The organism is Microbacterium sp. NPDC096154 (assembly GCF_040302945.1).
In the GTDB taxonomy this organism is placed as follows: Bacteria; Actinomycetota; Actinomycetes; order Actinomycetales; family Microbacteriaceae; genus Microbacterium.
Genome location: NZ_JBEOSM010000004.1, coordinates 277,740 through 296,752, shown reverse-complemented (window position 1 = coordinate 296,752; position 19,013 = coordinate 277,740). Strand labels below are relative to the sequence as shown.

The 19,013-nt window shown below is 72.2% G+C and carries 19 protein-coding genes; 12 read left to right on the top strand and 7 right to left on the bottom strand.

Annotation, left to right across the window (positions count from 1 at the left end):
* Positions 1 to 13: 13 nt before the first annotated feature.
* From ABTW64_RS07950 to ABTW64_RS07940, 3 genes are all read right to left on the bottom strand, one after another.
* Positions 14 to 331: a chorismate mutase gene (locus tag ABTW64_RS07950; protein ID WP_350621063.1), complete on the bottom strand. Its 318-nt coding sequence runs from the start codon at positions 329 to 331 to the stop codon at positions 14 to 16.
* A 98-nt stretch (positions 332 to 429) separates the two neighbouring features.
* The gene (locus tag ABTW64_RS07945) at positions 430 to 1,782 is read right to left on the bottom strand and encodes a lactonase family protein (protein WP_350621061.1); all 1,353 of its coding nucleotides are present in this window, start codon (positions 1,780 to 1,782) and stop codon (positions 430 to 432) included.
* A 249-nt stretch (positions 1,783 to 2,031) separates the two neighbouring features.
* Positions 2,032 to 3,318, bottom strand: coding sequence for an adenylosuccinate synthase (locus tag ABTW64_RS07940; protein ID WP_350621059.1), 1,287 nt, complete (start codon positions 3,316 to 3,318; stop codon positions 2,032 to 2,034).
* Between the two features lie 214 nt (positions 3,319 to 3,532).
* Between ABTW64_RS07940 and ABTW64_RS07935 the strand changes: the two genes are divergently transcribed.
* Genes ABTW64_RS07935 through ABTW64_RS07900 form a run of 8 tightly spaced genes read left to right on the top strand, consistent with a single transcriptional unit; the run spans position 3,533 to position 10,282 of the window.
* On the top strand, positions 3,533 to 4,564 hold the full coding sequence (locus ABTW64_RS07935) for an AAA family ATPase (protein ID WP_350621057.1): 1,032 nt from the start codon (positions 3,533 to 3,535) through the stop codon (positions 4,562 to 4,564).
* Between the two features lie 33 nt (positions 4,565 to 4,597).
* Complete coding sequence (locus ABTW64_RS07930; RefSeq protein WP_350621055.1) at positions 4,598 to 5,473, top strand: DUF58 domain-containing protein; 876 nt, start codon at positions 4,598 to 4,600, stop codon at positions 5,471 to 5,473.
* Positions 5,460 to 5,939: a hypothetical protein gene (locus ABTW64_RS07925; protein WP_350621053.1), complete on the top strand. Its 480-nt coding sequence runs from the start codon at positions 5,460 to 5,462 to the stop codon at positions 5,937 to 5,939. Before ABTW64_RS07930 ends, ABTW64_RS07925 begins: the two co-directional genes overlap by 14 nt.
* Positions 5,930 to 6,991: a VWA domain-containing protein gene (locus ABTW64_RS07920; RefSeq protein ID WP_350621051.1), complete on the top strand. Its 1,062-nt coding sequence runs from the start codon at positions 5,930 to 5,932 to the stop codon at positions 6,989 to 6,991. Before ABTW64_RS07925 ends, ABTW64_RS07920 begins: the two co-directional genes overlap by 10 nt.
* Positions 6,973 to 8,031: a vWA domain-containing protein gene (locus ABTW64_RS07915; protein ID WP_350621049.1), complete on the top strand. Its 1,059-nt coding sequence runs from the start codon at positions 6,973 to 6,975 to the stop codon at positions 8,029 to 8,031. The genes ABTW64_RS07920 and ABTW64_RS07915 overlap by 19 nt, the downstream gene beginning before the upstream one ends.
* A complete protein-coding gene (locus tag ABTW64_RS07910) occupies positions 8,028 to 8,807 on the top strand; it encodes a tetratricopeptide repeat protein (protein ID WP_350621047.1) in 780 nt (259 codons plus the stop codon). The genes ABTW64_RS07915 and ABTW64_RS07910 overlap by 4 nt, the downstream gene beginning before the upstream one ends.
* A complete protein-coding gene (locus ABTW64_RS07905; protein ID WP_350621045.1) occupies positions 8,804 to 9,997 on the top strand; it encodes a hypothetical protein in 1,194 nt (397 codons plus the stop codon). The genes ABTW64_RS07910 and ABTW64_RS07905 overlap by 4 nt, the downstream gene beginning before the upstream one ends.
* 15 nt (positions 9,998 to 10,012) lie before the next feature.
* Positions 10,013 to 10,282: a hypothetical protein gene (locus tag ABTW64_RS07900; RefSeq protein ID WP_350621043.1), complete on the top strand. Its 270-nt coding sequence runs from the start codon at positions 10,013 to 10,015 to the stop codon at positions 10,280 to 10,282.
* Between the two features lie 36 nt (positions 10,283 to 10,318).
* Here ABTW64_RS07900 and ABTW64_RS07895 read toward each other — a convergent pair whose 3' ends face one another.
* Entirely contained in the window at positions 10,319 to 11,032 is a 714-nt protein-coding gene (locus ABTW64_RS07895; RefSeq protein ID WP_350621041.1) for a ZIP family metal transporter, read from the bottom strand.
* A 30-nt stretch (positions 11,033 to 11,062) separates the two neighbouring features.
* Positions 11,063 to 11,869: a TerC family protein gene (locus tag ABTW64_RS07890; protein WP_350621039.1), complete on the bottom strand. Its 807-nt coding sequence runs from the start codon at positions 11,867 to 11,869 to the stop codon at positions 11,063 to 11,065.
* Positions 11,870 to 11,929: 60 nt separating this feature from the next.
* Between ABTW64_RS07890 and argG the strand changes: the two genes are divergently transcribed.
* On the top strand, positions 11,930 to 13,372 hold the full coding sequence (gene argG / locus ABTW64_RS07885; protein ID WP_350621037.1) for an argininosuccinate synthase: 1,443 nt from the start codon (positions 11,930 to 11,932) through the stop codon (positions 13,370 to 13,372).
* A 281-nt stretch (positions 13,373 to 13,653) separates the two neighbouring features.
* On the top strand, positions 13,654 to 15,135 hold the full coding sequence (locus tag ABTW64_RS07880) for a condensation domain-containing protein (RefSeq protein WP_350621035.1): 1,482 nt from the start codon (positions 13,654 to 13,656) through the stop codon (positions 15,133 to 15,135).
* 36 nt (positions 15,136 to 15,171) lie between these two features.
* Here ABTW64_RS07880 and ABTW64_RS07875 read toward each other — a convergent pair whose 3' ends face one another.
* Positions 15,172 to 15,681, bottom strand: a complete 510-nt coding sequence (locus tag ABTW64_RS07875) for an Lrp/AsnC family transcriptional regulator (RefSeq protein WP_350621033.1) — start codon at positions 15,679 to 15,681, stop codon at positions 15,172 to 15,174.
* Positions 15,682 to 15,798: 117 nt separating this feature from the next.
* Between ABTW64_RS07875 and ald the strand changes: the two genes are divergently transcribed.
* Complete coding sequence (gene ald, locus ABTW64_RS07870) at positions 15,799 to 16,899, top strand: alanine dehydrogenase (protein ID WP_350621031.1); 1,101 nt, start codon at positions 15,799 to 15,801, stop codon at positions 16,897 to 16,899.
* A gap of 248 nt (positions 16,900 to 17,147) precedes the next feature.
* Here ald and ABTW64_RS07865 read toward each other — a convergent pair whose 3' ends face one another.
* Entirely contained in the window at positions 17,148 to 17,861 is a 714-nt protein-coding gene (locus tag ABTW64_RS07865) for a hypothetical protein (protein ID WP_350621029.1), read from the bottom strand.
* Positions 17,862 to 17,974: 113 nt separating this feature from the next.
* Between ABTW64_RS07865 and ABTW64_RS07860 the strand changes: the two genes are divergently transcribed.
* Positions 17,975 to 18,937, top strand: a complete 963-nt coding sequence (locus ABTW64_RS07860) for a methyltransferase family protein (RefSeq protein ID WP_350621027.1) — start codon at positions 17,975 to 17,977, stop codon at positions 18,935 to 18,937.
* Positions 18,938 to 19,013: the final 76 nt, after the last annotated feature.

Genomic DNA, 19,013 nt, shown 5'->3' with positions numbered 1-19,013 from the left:
TCGGTATGGGCGCTCAGCTCCGCTGCTCGCCCGTCGCGCCGGCCTCGACGTGGTGCCGGATGACCTCGGCCACCACGAAGTTGAACCACTTCTCGGCGAACTCCGGGTCGAGGTGGGCGGCCTCCGCGAGCGCGCGCAGGCGCGCGACCTGCTGCTCCTCCCGCTGCGGGTCGGACGCCGGCATCTCGTGCCGCGCCTTGAGCTGCCCAACCTGCTGCGTCGCCCGGAACCGCTCTGCCAGCAGATAGACCAGCGCCGCGTCGATGTTGTCGATGCTGGCACGCAGGCGCAGCAGCGTCTCCTGGGGACTCTCGAGGGGCGCGTCGGTCATGTCCCGAGGCTACCGATCCGGGCCACAACACAGCACTTCGGTGACGGATGTGGCGTGTCAGGCGGGGACACGCCGCCGACAGCGCACCCGGGTGGGCGTCAGCGGACCGGCAGGATGTGCTGCGGCGTCGGCACCGCGAGCCGGTGGCGCACGCGGCCGGGCACCCCGGTGCGCTCGTCCAGCGCCAGCGTCGCGACCTCGTGCGACGCCTGGCCGGCGACCATCAGCGTGTCGCGCACGGTCACGTGGTGGCGCGGCTTGCGGATGCCCGACTCGGCCAGCGCCACGTGCTCCAGCCGGTCTCCCTCGCCGCGCACGCGCAGCACGGCGATCGTGTCGCTGCCGCGCAGGCCGGCGTAGAGGAACTCCGCGTCGCGGGAGCGAGCGAGCTCGGCGGCGGTGTCGCCCGGCAGCGATCCCGGCGACGCGGCGATGCCCGACCGCAGCGCCCACCGGCCATCCGGCCCCGGTGACAGCACGAACACCTCGCACGTGTGCTCGGTGACCACGTACAGGTGCCCGCTGGGGTGCAGCACCATGTGCCGCGGGCCGGTGCCGAGCGGGAGGGCCACCTCGTGGTCGAGCACCATGCCCCGCGCCGACGTGCGCCAGAAGCGCACCAGGTCGAAGCCGAGGTCGGTCGTCGCCACCAGGCCGTGCGGCAGGAACGCGCTCGAGTGCGCCCGTGACGTGCGCGGCTCGGCGGGTTCCGCGGCCGCCGCCTTGCCGCTCAGGTCGACGGCACCGGCCAGGTCGACCGCGCCGCCCGTCGGCGCCTCGGGCGCGCGGGCCGCCCCGCGCAGGATGTCGCGCACCGCCGGGTCGTCGAACGGGTTCCGCGACTGGCCGAGCAGCGCCAGGATGTCATCCACCCCGGCATCCGGATCCAGCTGCGGAGTCGGTGTCGAGCCCGCGAGCATCGCCGCCAGCTGCGACGCGTCGGCGCCGCGCTCGACCAGCGTGCGCAGGTCGGCGACGCCATCCTGCTCGGCCAGCAGCGCTGCGGCATCCGGTGCCGGCGCGGCCGCGTCGTAGGGATCGGCCGACGGCTCGGCCTCGGTTCGGGTGCCGAGGCGACCGGCGCCGTCGAGGGCCACGTGCGTCACGGTGCCGTCGCCCCACGCCGTGGCGATGAGGTGGGAGCCGTCGGGCGCGACGGCGACGTGGCACGTCGTCTCACCGGCCGCGATCGTGCGGCCGAGGGGCGCGAGCGTGGCCTCGCCCGTGCGGCGGAACGCGGCCACGCGCCCCTGGCCCTCGAGCGCCGCGTACACGACGTCGAGCGCCGGATGCGGCGCCAGCCACGTGGGCGACGGAGCCTCGACCGCGTCACCCACCAGCGCGAGCGGCCCGCTCGCGAGCGGCGAGTCGGGCTCGCCCGCCGTGGCGGCCATGATGCCGCGCGCCTCCGCCTTCAGGTCGGCGCCGCGCGCCCCGATCCAGAACCTCACGTCATCGTCCCCTTCACGTCCCGCATCCCGGCCTCCGGTCGTTGACTAGCGTCCGGCGCACTCACTAGCGTCGCCGACCGCAGCGAATTCGCCCAGCGCTAGTCAACGCGCCCGGGTGAGCGACCACGGCGTCGAACGGGCCAGCGGGGCAGAGCAACCACGGAGTCGAACGGGCCGAGCGCCGCGGGCCCGAGCGCCGGGCGCGCCGGGCGGCCGGGCCGTCGGGCCGGGCCGCCGCGGCGCGCGGCGTCAGTCGACCAGGTCGTGGCGCACGATCACGGCGTCGCGGCCCGGGCCCACGCCGATGACAGAGATGCGCGTGCCGCTCATCTTCTCGAGCGCGAGCACGTAGTCCTGCGCGTTCCGCGGCAGGTCCGAGAACTCGCGGGCGCCGGAGATGTCCTCGTGCCATCCGGGGAAGCTCTCGTAGACGGGCGTGGCGTGGTGGAAGTCGCTCTGGCTGACCGGCACCTCGTCGAAGCGTCGCCCGTCGACCTCGTACGCCACGCACACCGGGATCTCGTCGAGCCCGGTCAGGATGTCGAGCTTCGTGAGCACGAGGTCCGTGATGCCGTTGACCCGGGTCGCGTAGCGCGTGATGGGCGCGTCGTACCAGCCGACGCGGCGCGGGCGGCCGGTCGTGGTGCCGAACTCGAACCCGCGACCGCGCAGCCAGTCGCCCTGCTCGTCGAACAGCTCGGTGGGGAACGGGCCCGAGCCGACGCGCGTGGTGTAGGCCTTCACGATGCCCACGATGCGGTCGAGGCGGCCCGGGCCGACGCCCGAGCCCGTCGCCGCGCCGCCGGCCGTGGCCGACGACGACGTGACGAAGGGATACGTACCGTGGTCGACATCGAGCATCGTGGCCTGGCCGCCCTCGAACACCACGACGTCGCCGGCGTCGAGCGCGTCGTTCAGCAGCAGCCCCGTGTCGGCGACCATCGGGCGCAGGCGGTCGGCGTACGACAGCAGGTCTTCCAGGATCTCGTCGCACGTGATGGCGCGGCGGTTGAACACCTTCACCAGCAGGTGGTTCTTCTGATCGAGGGCGCCCTCGATCTTCTGGCGCAGGATGGACTCGTCGAACAGGTCCTGCACGCGGATGCCGACGCGGTTGATCTTGTCGGCGTAGGCGGGGCCGATGCCGCGACCGGTCGTGCCGATCTGGCGCTTGCCGAGGAAGCGCTCGGTCACCTTGTCGAGCGTGCGGTGGTAGTGCGTGATGATGTGCGCGTTGGCGCTCACCTTGAGGCGTGACACGTCGATGCCGCGCGACGACAGCGCGTCGAGCTCGGCGAAGAGCACCTCGAGGTCGATCACGACGCCGTTGCCGATCACCGGGGTGACGCCCGGAGACAGGATGCCGGACGGCAGCAGGTGCAGCGCGTACTTCTCGTCGCCCACCACGACCGTGTGCCCGGCGTTGTTGCCGCCGTTGAACTTGACGACCCAGTCGGTGCGCTCACCCAGCAGGTCGGTGGCCTTGCCCTTGCCCTCGTCGCCCCACTGGACGCCCACGATCACGATTCCCGGCATGGGTTTCCCCTTGTCTGTCCACGAGCCCCTGGCTCGGTGCGCCCAAGACCTCTCTCCCGCTTTCGGGCTGCGTTCTGGGCCCGGGCCAGTCTACCGACGGGGGCGCGACACCCCGCTTCGGGGGCGGAATATCGGCCTGCGCTCGAGAGGTACGCTGGATCGCCGGGGCTCGTCGCGTCGCCACGTCCCCGGCGTGCGGTGAAGGGGAGAGCACATGGAGCACACGACGGGAAGTCCGGCAGCCGATGCGCGGGCGCAGGACGCGCCGACCGCGGCCGAGATGGACCGGGCCGTCGAGGTGCTGCGCATCATCTCCGACTCGTACTCGTCGAAGATGGTGGGTCAGGAGCGGCTGCGCACCAGCCTGCTGATCGGCCTGATCGCGGGCGGGCACATCCTGCTCGAGAGCGTGCCCGGCCTGGCCAAGACGACCGCCGCGTCGACGCTGGCCGACACGGTCGACGCGAAGTTCAAGCGCATCCAGTGCACGCCCGATCTGCTGCCGAGCGACATCACCGGCAACCAGGTGTACGACGCGTCGACCGGGTCCTTCCGCACCGTGCTGGGCCCCGTGCACGCGAACTTCGTGCTGCTGGACGAGATCAACCGCTCGAGCGCCAAGACCCAGAGCGCGATGCTCGAGGCGATGCAGGAGCACCAGACCACGATCGGCGGCGAGGTGCACCGCCTGCCCAAGCCCTTCCTGGTGATCGCGACGCAGAACCCCATCGAGCAGGAGGGCACCTACGAGCTGCCCGAGGCGCAGATGGACCGCTTCCTGCTCAAGGAGATCGTCGAGTACCCCAGCCCGCAGGAGGAGTTCGAGATCCTCGAGCGCATCGACTCGGGCGCCCTCGACCCCGAGCGGCACGTGCACAGCTCGGTCTCCCTCGACGACGTGCAGCTGCTGCAGGATGTCGCGAGCCGCATCCACGTGTCGCCCGCGATCCGCAACTACATCGTCGGCATCTCGTATGTGACCCGCAACCCGGCCCCGTACATCGGCGAGGAGCAGGCGCGATACATCAAGTACGGCGCGAGCCCGCGCGGCTCGATCGCATTCCTGCAGGCCTCGCGGGCGCTCGCGCTGCTGAACGGCCGCCCGCACGTGCTGCCCGAGGACATCCGCGCCCTGCGCCACCTCGTGCTGCGGCACCGCGTCCTGCTCACCTTCGAGGCCGAGGCCGACGGGGTGCGCAGCGAGGAGATCATCGACGCGATCTTCGCCTCCGTTCCCACCCCCTGACCCCGCACCCGGATGTCCACCCTTCTCACGCGGGTGAAGAGCAGGCTCTTCATCCACTCGTCCAAGAAGTCGCTGCACGCGCTCGACGGGGCGTACGCGTCGCTCCTGCGCGGCCGCAGCAACGACTTCGAGGACCTGCGGGAGTACGAGCACGGCGACGAGGTGCGTGACATCGACTGGCGCGCCACCGCCCGCCTGAACACGCCGATGGTCAAGCGCACGCGCGCGAACCGGATGCACACCGTGCTGTTCGTGGTCGACACCGGACGCGGCATGGCGGCCCTGGCGGCGGACGAGCGCCCGAAGCGCGAGCTCGCGGTGCTCGCCGTGGGCGCCCTGGGGATGCTCGCGCTGCGCCACGACGACGACTTCTCGGTCGTGCTGGGCGACGCCGAGCGCGTGCGGCGCCTGCCGCGCAAGCGCTCGGAGGGCGCTCTCGAGCACGCGCTGCGAGCGATCGACGCATCCTGCCGCCCCGAGAGCCCGGCGAGCGACCGAGAGGCCCTGCTCGACTTCGTCAGCCGCACGATCAACCGCCGGATGATCGTGGTCGTCGTGGCCGACGAGGCCCCCGTCACCGAGCGCACCGAGCGGCTGCTGCGCCGTCTGCGCACGCAGCACGACCTGCTCTGGATCACGCTGCGCGACGCCGAGCCGGTGCTCGCGGAGGCCGGCGTCGCCGACGCCCCCGGTCGGCGCGACGTCGACAGCGGATGGACCGTCCCCGACTTCCTGCACGGCGATGCGGACGTCGTGCGCGAGGTGGCCGATCAGGCTCGTGACGAGGAGAGCCGGCGCGACGCGCTGCTGAGCGCGCTGGAGGTCAGCCACGCCGAGATCCGCTCGCAGGATGAGGCGGTGCCCGAGCTGCTGCGCATGCTGAACCGGAGGGCCCATGTCGGAGCCTGACGAGCTGTACCCGCCCGTGCAGTACGGGCCCGGCTGGATGCTGCTGGCGCTGGGCGTGATCGCGCTCGCGATCCTGGTGGTGTGGCTCATCGTGCTGCTCACGCGGCCGCGGCGCTCGCTGCCCGCCGGTGCGGGCGGTCCCCTCGCAGCCGACGCTCTCACCCTGCTGCGGCACGAGTATCACGACGAGATCGGCCGGATCGAGCAGGCGTGGCGCGCGGGCGAGGTCGACGCGCGCCGCGCCAACCTCGATCTCAGCCGCACCACCCGCGCGTTCGTCAACGAGTACAGCGGCCTCGAGACGCCCGTGCTGACGCTCGACGACCTGGCCGCGCGCGGCGTGCATCCGGCCCTGCTGGACGCGCTCGACCGGCACTACTACCCGAGCATCTTCAGCCGCGGGCCCGCGATCGACCCCGCAGCCGGCGCCGAGGCGGCGCGCAGGGTGGTGGCCGAATGGCACTGACCGCCCTGGCGGCGGGCATCTCGCTCGCCGCACCCCAGCCGCCCGGCCCCGAGACCCCGTCGGGCCTGCTGCAGCTCGCGAACCCGTGGGTCGTGCTCGCCGCCGCGGCGGCCCTGGTCGTCGCGGTCGCGCTCGGCCTGCTGTGGGGTCGCCGGACATCGCGGCGGCTCGCGGCGGCCGCGCCCGTGTCGCGTGCCGAGCGGCTGCGCGCGCTGCCCAGCGTGCGCCGGGCGACGCGCCGCCGCGGTGCGGCGGTCGCCGCCGCCGTCGGGCTGCTCGCCGCCGGCACGGTCGTCGCCGGTGTCGTGGGGGCCCGGCCGCTGGCGGCAGAGACCATCCGGCCCGTCGACACGAGCCGCGACATCATGCTCTGCCTCGACGTGTCGGGCTCGATGAGCGAGGTCGACATCGAGGTGCTCGACGTGTTCGGCGAGCTGCTCGAGGGCTTCGAGGGCGAGCGCATCGGTCTGACGATCTTCAACAGCTCGCCCGTGCAGGTGTTCCCCCTCACCGACGACTACGACTTCGTGCGCGAGCACCTGCGGTCGATCCGCGAGGCGTTCGACGACTACGAGAGCGACGTTCCGGAGCACTGGGTCGGCACGCTCAACGGCGCGGGATCGTCGCTGATCGGCGACGGCCTCGCCGCCTGCACCATGCGCTTCGATCACCGTGACGACGAGCGGTCGCGGTCCATCATCCTGGCGACCGACAACGAGCAGATGGGAGCCGGCATCGTCACGATCGAGCAGGCCTCCGGCTACGCGCGCGACGCCGGTGTGCGCGTGTTCGCGCTCAACCCGGTCGAGGGCAAGGACGACGCCATCAGCGCTCAGCTCACACAGGCGGCGGAGCTCACGGGCGGCGAGGCCTTCGCGCTGCGGGGCGACACGACGGTGGCCGACATCATCGACGAGGTGCAGGAGCAGGAGGCGACGGCGCTCGAAGGCGAGGCGCGGGTGGTGTGGCGCGACGTCCCGGATGTCTGGATCGCCGTGCTGCTCGCGTGCGTGCTGGCCGGCATCGTGCTGCTGTGGCGGGTGAGACTGTGACGCTGTCGCCCCTGACCCTCCAGCCGGTGATCCACCCGCTGCTGCTGCTCGCGCTGTGCGCACCGGTCGCGTTCGTCGCCGTGCGCTGCCTGCTGCACGCGCGGAGCGGCCGCCCCCGGACGTCGTGGAGCCTGCGCCTGGCGGCGCTGCTGGTGTGCGCGGTGCTCGCCCTGCGCCCGGGCGTGACGGGCGGCGAGACCGAGACGCAGACGACGGACACCGACATCGTGATCCTCGTCGACACCACCGCGTCCATCGTCGCGGAGGACTGGGGCGACGGTGAGCCGCGCCTCGCGGGCGTTCGCTCGGATGTGGAGCGGATCGTCGCGGCCTATCCCGGCGCGCGGTTCGCGCTGATCACGTTCGACGCCGAACCCCAGCTGCGGCTGCCGCTGACGACCGACACCGCGGCGCTGCGCTCGGCACTGGAGGTGCTCACCCCCGAGGTGACCCGGCAGTCGCGCGGCAGCTCGATCGGCATCGCGCACGACATGCTGGCGCAGACCCTGCGCAGCGCGGCCGAGACGTCGCCCGAACGCTCGCGCATGGCGTTCTATCTGGGCGACGGCGAACAGACCGCCGAGAGCGAGCCCGAGTCGTTCGCCGCGAGCGCCGAGCTGCTCGACGCCGGCGCCGTGCTGGGCTACGGCACGACCGAGGGCGGCCGGATGAAGGAGCAGGTCGGCGGCGTGGGCGCGCCCGGTGGGGGCGGCTACATCCTCGACGGCTCCGATCCCGCGGTGTCGACCATCGACGAGGACGCGCTGCGGGCGATCGCCGACGACCTCGGCGTGCCGTATGAGCACCGCATCCCCGACGCGGCCCCGACCCTGCCCGAGGCGCCGACCTCGACCACCACCCGAGCCGCCGGCTCGGCGGGCGACGTGATCGACCTCAGCTGGGCCGTGGCGCTGCTGCTGGCAGCGCTGCTCGCGGCCGACGCCGCCCTCGTGGCGACGGCGCTGCCCGCCGTGCTGCGCGTCGCGCGCCCGGCGCGCGCCGGCTCACCCGGCGCCCCGTCGAAGGGAGACGCCGGATGAGCGCCCCCACCGCCGCTCCCGATCCCGCCACGCTGCCGGAGTCGCCCGGCGCCGCGCTGCTGGCCGCCAACCGGCGTCGCGCGAGGACGCGGCGCGTCCTGCTCTGGATCGCGGTGCCACTGGCGGTGATCGCCCTCCTGGGGCCGGTGAAGATCGCCTCGATGTACGCGTTCGCGCACCGCTCGATCACCGCCTACGTCGCGGGCGACTACGCGGGGGCGGTCGCCGCCGCGCACGGCCAGCAGCCGCTGAACTGGTTCGAGCCCTACAAGGCGCCCTACAACCTCGGCGACGGGCTCGCCATGTCGGGCGACCTCGCGGCCGCACGAGCGCAGTTCGAACGGGCGCTGCCGCTGGCATCCGGCCTGGAGGCGTGCGCCGTGCACATCAACCTCGGCATCACGATCGAGCGCATGGGCGACCAGGCCCGGGCCGAGGGCGACGTGGTCGGCGCCGAGCAGCTGTACGGAGAGGCGCTGACGGTGGTCGCCGAGACGCCGGAGGAGTGCCGCTCGGAGGAGGCCGACGACGAGTCACCCGATCCGCAGCGCGACACGGGACAGAGCCTCGATGACCTCGAGGGCCGGCTCAAGGACAAGCAGCGTCCGCAGCCCTCACCGACCCCGACGCCCTCACCCGACCCGTCGCAGCCCGACCAGCCGTCGGGCGAGCAGCTCGAGGACCTCGAGCAGAAGCTGCAGGAGGGCGAAGGCGAGCGCCAGCAGTATCAGGGCGGCGGCGAACCCGCCGGCCCGGAGACGGACAAGCCGTGGTGACCTCCGACGACCCCCAGACGCCGCCGCGGCGCCCTGCTCCCGGCGCGGCCCCGTCCTCCGAGGTTCCCGTGACGGCGGCGACGGCCCGGCCCGCGGGCCGTCTCGACGCGCACACGGGGCACCGCTACGTGACCCGGTCGGACGGCGCGCCGCCGCTGCCGCCCCCGGGCGGCTACCGGGGCGCACGACGCGTGCCCGGGCGCGACGGCGGCGCCGTGCCGGCCGGAGCCGCGGCACTCGGTGCCGCACCGCGCGTGCGTCCGAACGCGTTCGCATGGATCGCGCTCGCGGTGGCGACGGCGTTCGCGCTCGCCCTCGTGGTGCTGCTCGCCCTCGGCGCGACCGACGCGATCTACGGCGCGACGGTGGTGGCGCTGCAGCTCGTGGTCGTCGGCGTCATCGCCGCGGCCCTCGCGACGCGTCGAGCCCGTTCGCTCGGCGCGGCGGCGCTCGCGGTCACGCTGCTGCTCAACGTCGGCACGGTGGGTGCGCTGAGCGCGATGCGCACGTCGGCCGAGGGCGGCTACGCCGGCACCCAGACCGAGGAGGAGCGGCGCCTGGAGGCCTACCCGGGCATCAAGGACGAACCGGCGTCCGTGACCCTGGGGCGTCCGTCGCTCGAGGAGATGCGCGCCACGAGCGAGGCCCTCTCGGCCGAGATCCGCAGTGAGCTGACCGCCCGCTACGGCTTCACCTGGACCGAGGCGCCTCCCGAGGATCTGCGTCCCGAGCGCAACGGCTACGGTGGCGAGTCGATGCTCGTGCGCTACACGTCGACCACGTGGTCGACCAACGAGCCGGTCACCGGCTACGAGCTCAAGTCGGGCGTGATGGCCGCCATCGACCACGTGCTCTCGCGACACCAGTGGTTCCTCATGATCGCGTTCAACGACCCGCGCTCGGGCATGGATCCGACGATCCTCGAGAAGTTCTACGGCAGCGACGACCCGGCCACACAGGTCGCGTGGGAGTGGTACACCGAGGATCCGTCCGGCGACCTGTCGTTCTACGCGACCATGACCGACCTCGCCGACGACACCACCGGATCCTGGCGCTCCGACCGCGAGGCGCAGCACGCGCAGACCGGCGAGCCGCTCGAGGGCCTGCAGATCTCGTTCTCGGCCGAGCGGCTGCTCAGCACGGCCGATCGCGACGAGTTCGAGAAGCGGATGGCCGAGTACGGCGGCTGACGGCAGGATGGACCCATGAGCTCCTCTCCCGCACGCACGACCAACCGCACCGCCTGGCCCGCGTTCTGGGTGGCACTCGCCGGTCTCGTGCTGATGCCCATCCCGCTCTTCATCGGCTTCGTGCTGGGCGGAGGGCTCTCGCTCGTCGCCGCCGTGCTCGTCGTGATCGCGCTGCTGAAGGGGCTGAGCCGTCAGGGCAAGGGCATCGTGCCCGTGGTCTTCGCCGGCATCTTCATCGCGCTGACGTGGGCCGGCATCTCGGCCGGCGGCGGCATCCTCTGGTGAGCTGAGCCGGCACCGGGCTCCTCACGCCCGCGTGCCTCAGCCGCCGAGGGCCGAGAGGCCCGCGGCGAGCGCGAAGCCCAGCACGGTCGCGATGCCGGCGACGTCCTGCGCGCGCCGCTGAGCCTCGGGGATCATCGAGTCGACGAGCATCACCAGCAGGGCACCGGCCGCGAAGCCGCTGAGGCCGGCCTGCAGCTCGGGCGTCGCCACGTCGGCGAGCACGTAGCCCGCGACGGTGGCGCCCGCGCACACCACCGCGACGACGGCCCACAGGCCCGTCACGCGAGGACGCGCCACGCCCCCGTCGAGCAGGTCGGCGGATGAGCCGATCGCCTCGGGCAGGTTCGAGACGAAGATGGCGACCACGAGCGCCACGCTGACGCCCGCGCCGTCGGCCAGCCCGAAGCCGAGCACCAGCTGCTCGGGGATGCCGTCGAGCAGTGCGCCGAGCGCCAGCGGCACCCCCGCCGCCGCTCCGCCGCCCTTGCGCCGAGCCCAGCGCTCGACGAGGCGATCGGCCACGAAGTACACCGCGGCGCCCGCAGCCACGCCGACCGCGAGCGGCACCGGTCCCCCGCGCTCGAGCCCGTCCTCCCACAGCTCGAAGGCGATGCTGGCGATCAGCGCGCCGGCGCCGAACCCCAGCACCACGCCGAGCGCGCGATCGGGCCAGCGGCGCAGACCAGCCAGGAGCGCGCCGAGCACGAGGGGCGCGGCGCCCACCATGCCCCACAGCAGGCTCTGGATCATCCGGTGTCCTCCGCCAGGGGACGGGGAGCCTCAGGCCTTCTGCTCTGCCGTCGCGCGGGCCTCCTCGTCGGCCGTGTACCCGCTGTGCAGGTGCACCGGCTCGGTGGCCTGTCCGGTGCGCTTGCGCTTGCGGGCGGCCGCAGCGAGGTTGAGCGTCTCGACCAGGATCGCGAACGCCATCGGTCCGTAGATGAACGCCTTGTCGATGTGGAAGCCGAAGCCCTCCGCGACCAGGAAGACGCCGATCAGCAGCAGGAACGACAGCGCCAGCATCTTCACCGTGGGGTGCTTGTTCACGAACGTGAAGATGTGCTTGGCGGCCACGAGCATGAGGCCGAACGACAGCACGACGACGGCGATGATCACGATCATGTTGTTCGTCATCCCGACGGCCGTGATGACCGAGTCGAGCGAGAACACCAGGTCGAGCGCCAGGATCTGCGCGAGCACCGCGCCGAACGTCGCCTTCGCTCCGGCCGCCGCTCCGTGATCGTCGGCGCCCTCGAGCTTGTGGTGGATCTCCGTGACGGCCTTGTACAGCAGGAACAGTCCGCCCGCGATCAGGATGAGCTCACGGCCCGAGAACCCCATCGACCCGATGTGGAAGAGATCCTCCTCGAGTGTGATGATCCAACCGGCGAACAGCACCAGCAGCACGCGCATCAGCATCGCGAGCGTCAGGCCCAGGTTGCGGGCCTTCGCCTGCTGCTCGGGCGGCAGCTTTCCGGCCAGGATCGAGATGAAGATCACGTTGTCGACGCCGAGCACCACCTCCAGCACGAAGAGCGTGACGAACACCAGGGCCAGGTCGGGCGTGAACTCGAGCGAGAACTCCATGAGTCCAGCATGGCCGACCGGCGGCCGTTTGCCCCACCCGCACCCCAATAGGATGAAGCCATGTCGAAGGTCCTGGAGTCCCTGCCCATCGGCGAGCGCGTCGGCATCGCCTTCTCCGGGGGTCTCGACACCTCCGTCGCCGTCGCCTGGATGCGCGACAAGGGCGCGGTGCCCTTCACCTACACGGGCGACCTCGGCCAGTACGACGAGGACGACATCGCGTCGATCCCGGGCCGCGCGCTCGACTACGGCGCCGAGGCGTCGCGCCTGATCGACTGCAAGCCGATGCTGGTCGAGGAGGGCCTGGGCGCCCTCGCGTGCGGCGCGTTCCACATCCGGTCGGGCGGCCGCACGTACTTCAACACCACTCCCCTGGGCCGCGCCGTCACGGGCACGCTGCTCGTGCGCGCCATGCGCGAGGACGGCGTCGAGATCTGGGGCGACGGCTCGACCTACAAGGGCAACGACATCGAGCGGTTCTACCGCTACGGCCTGCTCGCCAACCCGCGCCTGCGCATCTACAAGCCGTGGCTCGACGCGACGTTCGTGTCGGAGCTGGGCGGCCGCAAGGAGATGAGCGAGTGGCTCGTCGCGCACGGCTTCCCGTATCGCGACTCGGCCGAGAAGGCGTACTCGACCGACGCCAACATCTGGGGCGCCACCCATGAGGCCAAGACCCTCGAGGAGCTGAACGTCTCGCTCGAGACGGTCGAGCCGATCATGGGCGTGCGGTTCTGGGATCCGGCCGTCGAGATCGCGACCGAGGACGTCACGATCACGTTCGAGGCAGGTCGCCCGGTCGCCATCAACGGCACGGACTACCCCGACGCCGTCGCCCTGGTCCAGGAGGCGAACGCGATCGGCGGCCGCCATGGCCTCGGCATGAGCGACCAGATCGAGAACCGGATCATCGAGGCCAAGTCGCGCGGCATCTACGAGGCACCCGGCATGGCGCTGCTGTTCATCGCCTACGAGCGTCTGGTGAACGGCATCCTGAACGAGGACACGCTCGCGACGTACCACGAGCAGGGCCGCCGCCTCGGCCGCCTGATGTACGAGGGTCGCTGGCTCGAGCCGCAGTCGTTCATGCTGCGCGAGTCGATCCAGAAGTGGGTCGGATCGCAGATCACCGGATCGGTCACCCTGCGCCTGCGCCGCGGCGAGGACTACACCATCCTCGACACGCGCGGCCCGGCGCTGTCGTACGCGGCCGAGAAGCTGTCGATGGAGCGCGTCGGCGACGCCGCCTTCGGCCCGACCGACCGCATCGGCCAGCTCACGATGCGCAACCTCGACATCGCCGACTCGCGCACGCGCCTCGAGCAGTATGCGGGCATGGGCCTGATCGGCGGCCCCACGGCCGAGCTGGTCGGCGCCCTCGAGTCGGGTGAGGCCGACGAGATCACGCACGCCGCCGAGCCGGTCGGCCTCGGCGCCGAGGAGAACGCCTCGGCCATCGACGCCGCCAGCGAGTCGGCCGCGTTCGACACCGGCACCGACTGACCGGGCTCTTGCCCCGAGTTGCCACGGCATCACGGCAGGACGGGGCAACCGCACGATCAGTTGCCCCATCCTGCGGCAACATGGCGGCAATTCGGGGCAACGGCTGGTCGGCCCGAGCTGCGGTGACCTCCGTGCGCCGCCTGAGGCCGCCATGTCCCCCGAAGGTGGGACATACCGCGCGCCGATATTCTGTCATCCTGAGTGGAGTCCCGACCCCGGGAAGCACATCGATGTGATGCGCTTCGCGGGGTCTTCTCTTGTGACAGAACAGGCGATCTCCCATGCGCTCCGGACTCCTGCCCGACTGGACCGTTCCCGCCGGAACGGCCACCGTCTTCCACGTGACGCCCCGCACCCTCGACGCCGTGCACGCCGCCACCCCGCGGCCCGTGCAGCTGAGCTACATCCAGAAGCGCCACTTCCTCGACGCGGCCGGCGCACAGACCGTCAAGCGCCACTCCAGCTATGCGGTCATGGCGTTCGAGATCCACGACGCGTACGACGAGCGGCTCGTGGCGCAGGTGTTCCGCGACCATCTGCGGCGCCACGAGACGTACCACACGTGGGTCGAGCCGACGGGCGACGCCTACGCCGGGCGCACGGTCTCGCCCGAGGACATCGATGTCGAGGTCGCGCACGTGGTGCGCACGCGGCCAGGCGGCACCGACCTGCAGAAGTGGGTCGAGGTCGAGTTCCCCGACATCGCCGAGTGGGATCTGTTCCGCCTCATCGCGATCCGCCCCGAGGGCGTGCGCGACCGGTTCACGCTCGCCTTCGCGGTCGATCACTTCTACATCGACGGCGTCTCGCTCGGCGTCATCCTGTACGAGTTCGTCACCGCCTACCGCGCCGCACGAGCGGGCACGGCCCCTCGGCTGCTGCCCGTGGAGGGGTATGAGAAGTACGCCATCGACGAGCACGCGCACACGAGCGCGCTGACCCTCGAGTCGGACGACGTGCAGGCGTGGCTGCGGATGCTGGTGCGCGCCGGCGGGCGCCTGCCCGCGTTCCCGCTGCCGCTCGGGCTGTCGCCCTCGGGTCGCGCGCGCGGCTGCGGCACCATGGTCGAGAAGGCGGTCGATCGCGCAGACCTCGACGCGTTCGGCGAGGTCTGCCGGGCGGCGGGCGCCTCGCTCAACGCAGGCCTGATCGCGATCGCCGCGCTGCTGGACCACGCGGCGACAGGCGCATCCGTGTACTCCATGCTGACGCCCATCGCGACGCGCGAGCGGCGCACGCAGATCCTGTCGGTCGGGTGGTACACGCGCCTCGTTCCGGTGCAGGTCGACCTTCCCGACGACCCGTTCGACTTCGCCCAGCTGGCGGTGCGCGCACAAGCCGGCGTGGAGGCGGGGGCGCGTCTGTCGCGCACCCCGCTGCACCGCGTGGCCGAGCTGCTGCCCGCCGGCCTGGCCGATTCGGTGCCGGCCGACTTCGCCTCGCCGATGATCTCGTACCTCGACCTGAAGAGCTTGCCCGGCAACGACCTGCCCGCGAAGCACCGGATGGAGGTCTACGGCAGCGTGCACGACTCGCGGGAGGTCTTCACCTGGCTCAACCGCACGGCCGACGGCCTCGACGTGAACCTCATCCACCCCGACACTCCGCTGGCCCGCGCGAACGTCGGGCTCTATCTGCGGGCGTTCGTCGCCGCCGTCCGCACCACCGGCCGCCTGGGCCGCTTCGACGCGGTCGCGATGGCCTCCCACCTGCTCGACCTGCGCACGGCCGCCACGCGCGAGAACGAGGGCGTGACGGCATGACCGTGCGGAGCCGGCGACCGGCTCCGCACGCTCGGCTCAGCGGAAGGGCGCAGCGACCGCGTTGCGGTGGTACTCGAAGATGATGCTCGTGCGCGTCGAAGCCACCGACTGCTGCGCCGAGAGGTGATCGACCACGAAGCGGCGCACGTCGCTGGACCCCTCGACCGCGATATGCACGAGGAAGTCGTCCACGCCGCCCAGGAAGAACAGCTGCAGCACCTCGGGCAGTCGGCGCACCTCGTCGGCGAACTGCACGATGCTGTCGTGCCGGGCGCCCGGGCGCAGCGTCACGCCCACGATGGCCTGAAGGCCGCGCCCCAGCCGGTTGTGGTCGACGCTCGCATGGAATCCCCGGATGACGCCGCGCTCGACGAGCGAGCGCATCCGGGCGTGGGCGGTCGACGGCGCGATGTCGAGAGCGGCCGCGAGGTCGGCGTTGGTGATGCGACCTTCCCGCTCCAGGATCTCGACCATGCGCTCGTCCAGCTCGTCGAGTTCAGCCGGCCGCAGATTATTCGGATGCGATGCGGATGAGAACCTCGCCATCGACGCATATCCCCTCTCCCGATAACCCTGTCGAACGATCTTCGCACGATATCTGTTCGAAACGAAGGAACTGCGATCCTGTCGCGTGACCAGGACGACCCACGGAAGCGAGACGTCATGCGCATCGGCATCCCGACCGAGATCAAGAACAACGAGAACCGGGTGGCCATCACGCCCGCCGGCGTCGATGCGCTCGTGGCGAGCGGCCACGACGTTCTGGTGCAGGCGGGCGCCGGCCTGGGCTCGCGCATCTCGGACGAGCAGTACGCGGCCGCGGGCGCACGGGTCGTGACCGAGGCGGCCGACGTGTGGGGCGACGCCGACCTGCTGGTCAAGGTCAAGGAGCCGATCGCGTCGGAATACGGCTACCTGCGTCCCGACCTCACGCTCTTCACGTACCTGCACCTGGCAGCCGACGGCCCGCTGACCGCGGCTCTGGTCGAGGCGGGCACCACGGCGGTCGCGTACGAGACCGTGCAGCTGCCCGACCGCTCGCTGCCGTTGCTGGTGCCCATGAGCGAGGTCGCAGGGCGCCTGTCGATCACGGTCGGCGCGTACACTCTGATGCGCGCCCAGGGCGGACGCGGCATGCTGCTGGGCGGCGTCGCGGGCACGCCGCGCGCGAAGGTCGTGGTGATCGGAGGCGGCGTCGCGGGCGAGCATGCCGCGGCGAACGCCCTGGGTCTCGGCGCCCAGGTGACCGTGCTCGACGTGTCGCTGCCGCGCCTGCGCGAGCTCGAGCACCGCTACGGCGGCGCCCTGCAGACCCGTGCGTCGACGCGCTTCGCGATCGCGGAGGCGATCGCCGATGCCGACCTCGTGATCGGCTCGGTGCTGATCCCGGGCGCCGCGGCCCCCAAGCTCGTGACGCTCGACATGGTCGAGGCCATGAAGCCCGGATCCGTGCTGGTCGACATCGCGATCGACCAGGGCGGCTGCTTCGAGGGGTCGCACGCGACCACCCATGACGACCCGACCTTCGCGGTGCACCAGTCGCTCTACTACTGCGTCGCGAACATGCCGGGTGCGGTGCCGGAGACCTCGACGCGCGCCCTGACCAACGCGACGCTTCCGTACATCGCCCGGATCGCCGACCGCGGCTGGGATGCGGCGGCCGCCGCCGATCCGGCGCTGGCCAAGGGGCTGAACGTGCGCGCGGGAGACATCGTCAACGAGGGCGTGAAGGCCGCGTTCGAGGGCTTCGCCCTGGCCCGCTGAGCCGCGGACGCGCGCGGGCCGGGCGCGGTGCGCGGTGCGCGGGGCCCGGCGCGGTGCGCGGTGCGCGGGGCCGGGCGCGGTGCGCGGGGCCCGGCGCGGTACGCGGGGCCGTTGCGGGGTCGGTGCGCCTGCACGGCAGCGGAGATCTGCACGGATCCGGATGGATCCGGCTCGATATCTCCGCAGCCGTGCAGATCTCCTGAATCGTGCAGGTACCGCCGGGTCGCCTGACGCGTCGGCGAGCCGGCTCAGCCCGCGAGCTGGTCGACGAGGGCCTGCGTGACCGTGGTGGCCGCCGCGACGTCGTCGGTCATGAGCGTGCTGCCGGTCGCGATCGCATTGCCGACCGAGGCCGAGACCGAGACGCTGGTCATCTCGGTGCCGGCGACCGACGCTACCGTGCGCAGCGCGAAGACGTCGTCGGCGCCCGGGATGTCGACATCCACGGCCTCGATTCGGGAGGCGACCTCCGTGCCGTCCTCGGCCGTCAGCGTCACCTGCGCGCACGTCTGCGGCGCGGCGGCGTTGCGCTCCAGGGCGTCCGCCACCACGGAGGGGTCGGCGAACGACATGATGCCGCCCGAGACCCCGGCCTCCTGGTCGGCGCCGATCGCCACCGTGCTCTCGTTCTCGACCGTCAGCGCGAACGAGCTGTCGATCAGCGCCTGGCACTCGGCGGGCTCCACCGTGAATCCCGCGAGACCGCCCGCGAGCGCCTCGACTCCGCCCTGGCCCTCGATATCGATCGGCTGGAGGCCCGCCGCCTCCACGTAGCCCTCGAGCGTGGCGGCGTCGATGAGCTCGGCGGGAGCCGCCTCCTCCTCGGCGGCAGAGCTCTGCGACGCGGGCGCGCTGGAGGCGCCCTGCGGCTCGGCGTCGTCGCCGGCCGGAGCCGAGCATCCGGCGAGCGCGATCACGGCGAGCAGGGCGACGGGGGCGAGGCTGCGAAGCGAGCTGTGCATGCCGCAAGTATCCCCGACGGGCTCCCCCGGCGCTCGGGGCAAACTGCTCGATCCGACCATCGGCCCGGGCCGGGACAGACCGCCCAGACGCACCCCGCCCCTACACTCGGGCCATGGGTGTGCGTCTGGGGCGACTGTACTTCGTCGCGCAGGCGCTCGGCGGTGCGGTGTGGTGGGTCGCGGTCGTCGTCTCTCCCCCTGTGCGACAGGCGACCCTCGGCGGTCTCGATCCGCTCCAGGTCGGCGTGTTCGACGTCCCGCTGTTCGTGCTCGCGTCGGCCGTGGTTGCCGCCGGCGTGCGCGTGGCCGTCTGGATCGTGGCACCGTGGACGCTGCTGGTCACAGCTGCCCTGGCGGCCTACGCGACATGGACCGCCGAGGCGGGCTGGGGCGCCGTGCTCATGATCGGCGCTTCCGCAGGCACCATCGCGGCGTCGGCCCTGGTGCTGTCAGGTCGGCTGCCCGGGGAGCGCCTGCTCCGCGGCCCGTTCGCCTTCCGCACCGCGCGCAGCCGCGACAGGATGCCACTCCTGGCGCAGACCGGGTCGCAGATCCTGCTGTTCTGGATCGTGTTCCTCGTGGCGATCCCCGCCGCGATCGTCTGGATAGAGCAGCGCTGGCGACTGCATGCTGCGCTGCCGCCGGCGGTGCCCGTGGCAGGGCTCGCGCTGCTGGCTGCGGCGAGCGCTCTGGGCCTGTGGTCGGCCTACACGATGTCGACCCGCGGCACGGGGACTCCTCTGCCGTCCGCCATGCCTCGGCGCCTCGTGGTGGCCGGCCCGTACCGCATCGTGCGCAACCCGATGGCGAGCGCGAGCATCGCGCAGGGCGTCGCCGTGGGCATGATCGTCGGATCCTGGCTCGTGGTGGTCTACGCCGTGTGCGGTGCCCTCGTCTGGCACCTGCTGATCCGGCCGAGCGAGGAGGCCGACCTCGCCGCCCGCTTCGGTGGCGACTACCAGGCGTACCGCGCGCGAGTGGGCCTCTGGCTGCCGCGCCTGCGCCGCACGGCCCCTGGCCGGTCCGCGACGTCGGGCCCGGAGAGATCCGCGCGGTCGACGACGACCGCCCCGTAGCACCGGACTAGCATCGGCGACCGCGCTACGGAAGGGATGCCTCCCGCCGCACCGACGCCGCGGGGACTACCGCCCC

Excerpts from the sequence above, each read along its gene's own strand:
- ABTW64_RS07950 (WP_350621063.1), bottom strand. The coding sequence starts at position 331 with ATGACCGACGCGCCCCTCGAGAGTCCCCAGGAGACGCTGCTGCGCCTG.
- ABTW64_RS07940 (WP_350621059.1), bottom strand. The coding sequence starts at position 3,318 with ATGCCGGGAATCGTGATCGTGGGCGTCCAGTGGGGCGACGAGGGCAAG.
- ABTW64_RS07935 (WP_350621057.1), top strand. The coding sequence starts at position 3,533 with ATGGAGCACACGACGGGAAGTCCGGCAGCCGATGCGCGGGCGCAGGAC.
- ABTW64_RS07925 (WP_350621053.1), top strand. The coding sequence starts at position 5,460 with ATGTCGGAGCCTGACGAGCTGTACCCGCCCGTGCAGTACGGGCCCGGC.
- ABTW64_RS07920 (WP_350621051.1), top strand. The coding sequence starts at position 5,930 with ATGGCACTGACCGCCCTGGCGGCGGGCATCTCGCTCGCCGCACCCCAG.
- ABTW64_RS07910 (WP_350621047.1), top strand. The coding sequence starts at position 8,028 with ATGAGCGCCCCCACCGCCGCTCCCGATCCCGCCACGCTGCCGGAGTCG.
- ABTW64_RS07900 (WP_350621043.1), top strand. The coding sequence starts at position 10,013 with ATGAGCTCCTCTCCCGCACGCACGACCAACCGCACCGCCTGGCCCGCG.
- ABTW64_RS07895 (WP_350621041.1), bottom strand. The coding sequence starts at position 11,032 with ATGATCCAGAGCCTGCTGTGGGGCATGGTGGGCGCCGCGCCCCTCGTG.
- ABTW64_RS07890 (WP_350621039.1), bottom strand. The coding sequence starts at position 11,869 with ATGGAGTTCTCGCTCGAGTTCACGCCCGACCTGGCCCTGGTGTTCGTC.
- argG (WP_350621037.1), top strand. The coding sequence starts at position 11,930 with ATGTCGAAGGTCCTGGAGTCCCTGCCCATCGGCGAGCGCGTCGGCATC.
- ABTW64_RS07880 (WP_350621035.1), top strand. The coding sequence starts at position 13,654 with ATGCGCTCCGGACTCCTGCCCGACTGGACCGTTCCCGCCGGAACGGCC.
- ABTW64_RS07875 (WP_350621033.1), bottom strand. The coding sequence starts at position 15,681 with ATGGCGAGGTTCTCATCCGCATCGCATCCGAATAATCTGCGGCCGGCT.
- ald (WP_350621031.1), top strand. The coding sequence starts at position 15,799 with ATGCGCATCGGCATCCCGACCGAGATCAAGAACAACGAGAACCGGGTG.
- ABTW64_RS07865 (WP_350621029.1), bottom strand. The coding sequence starts at position 17,861 with ATGCACAGCTCGCTTCGCAGCCTCGCCCCCGTCGCCCTGCTCGCCGTG.
- ABTW64_RS07860 (WP_350621027.1), top strand. The coding sequence starts at position 17,975 with ATGGGTGTGCGTCTGGGGCGACTGTACTTCGTCGCGCAGGCGCTCGGC.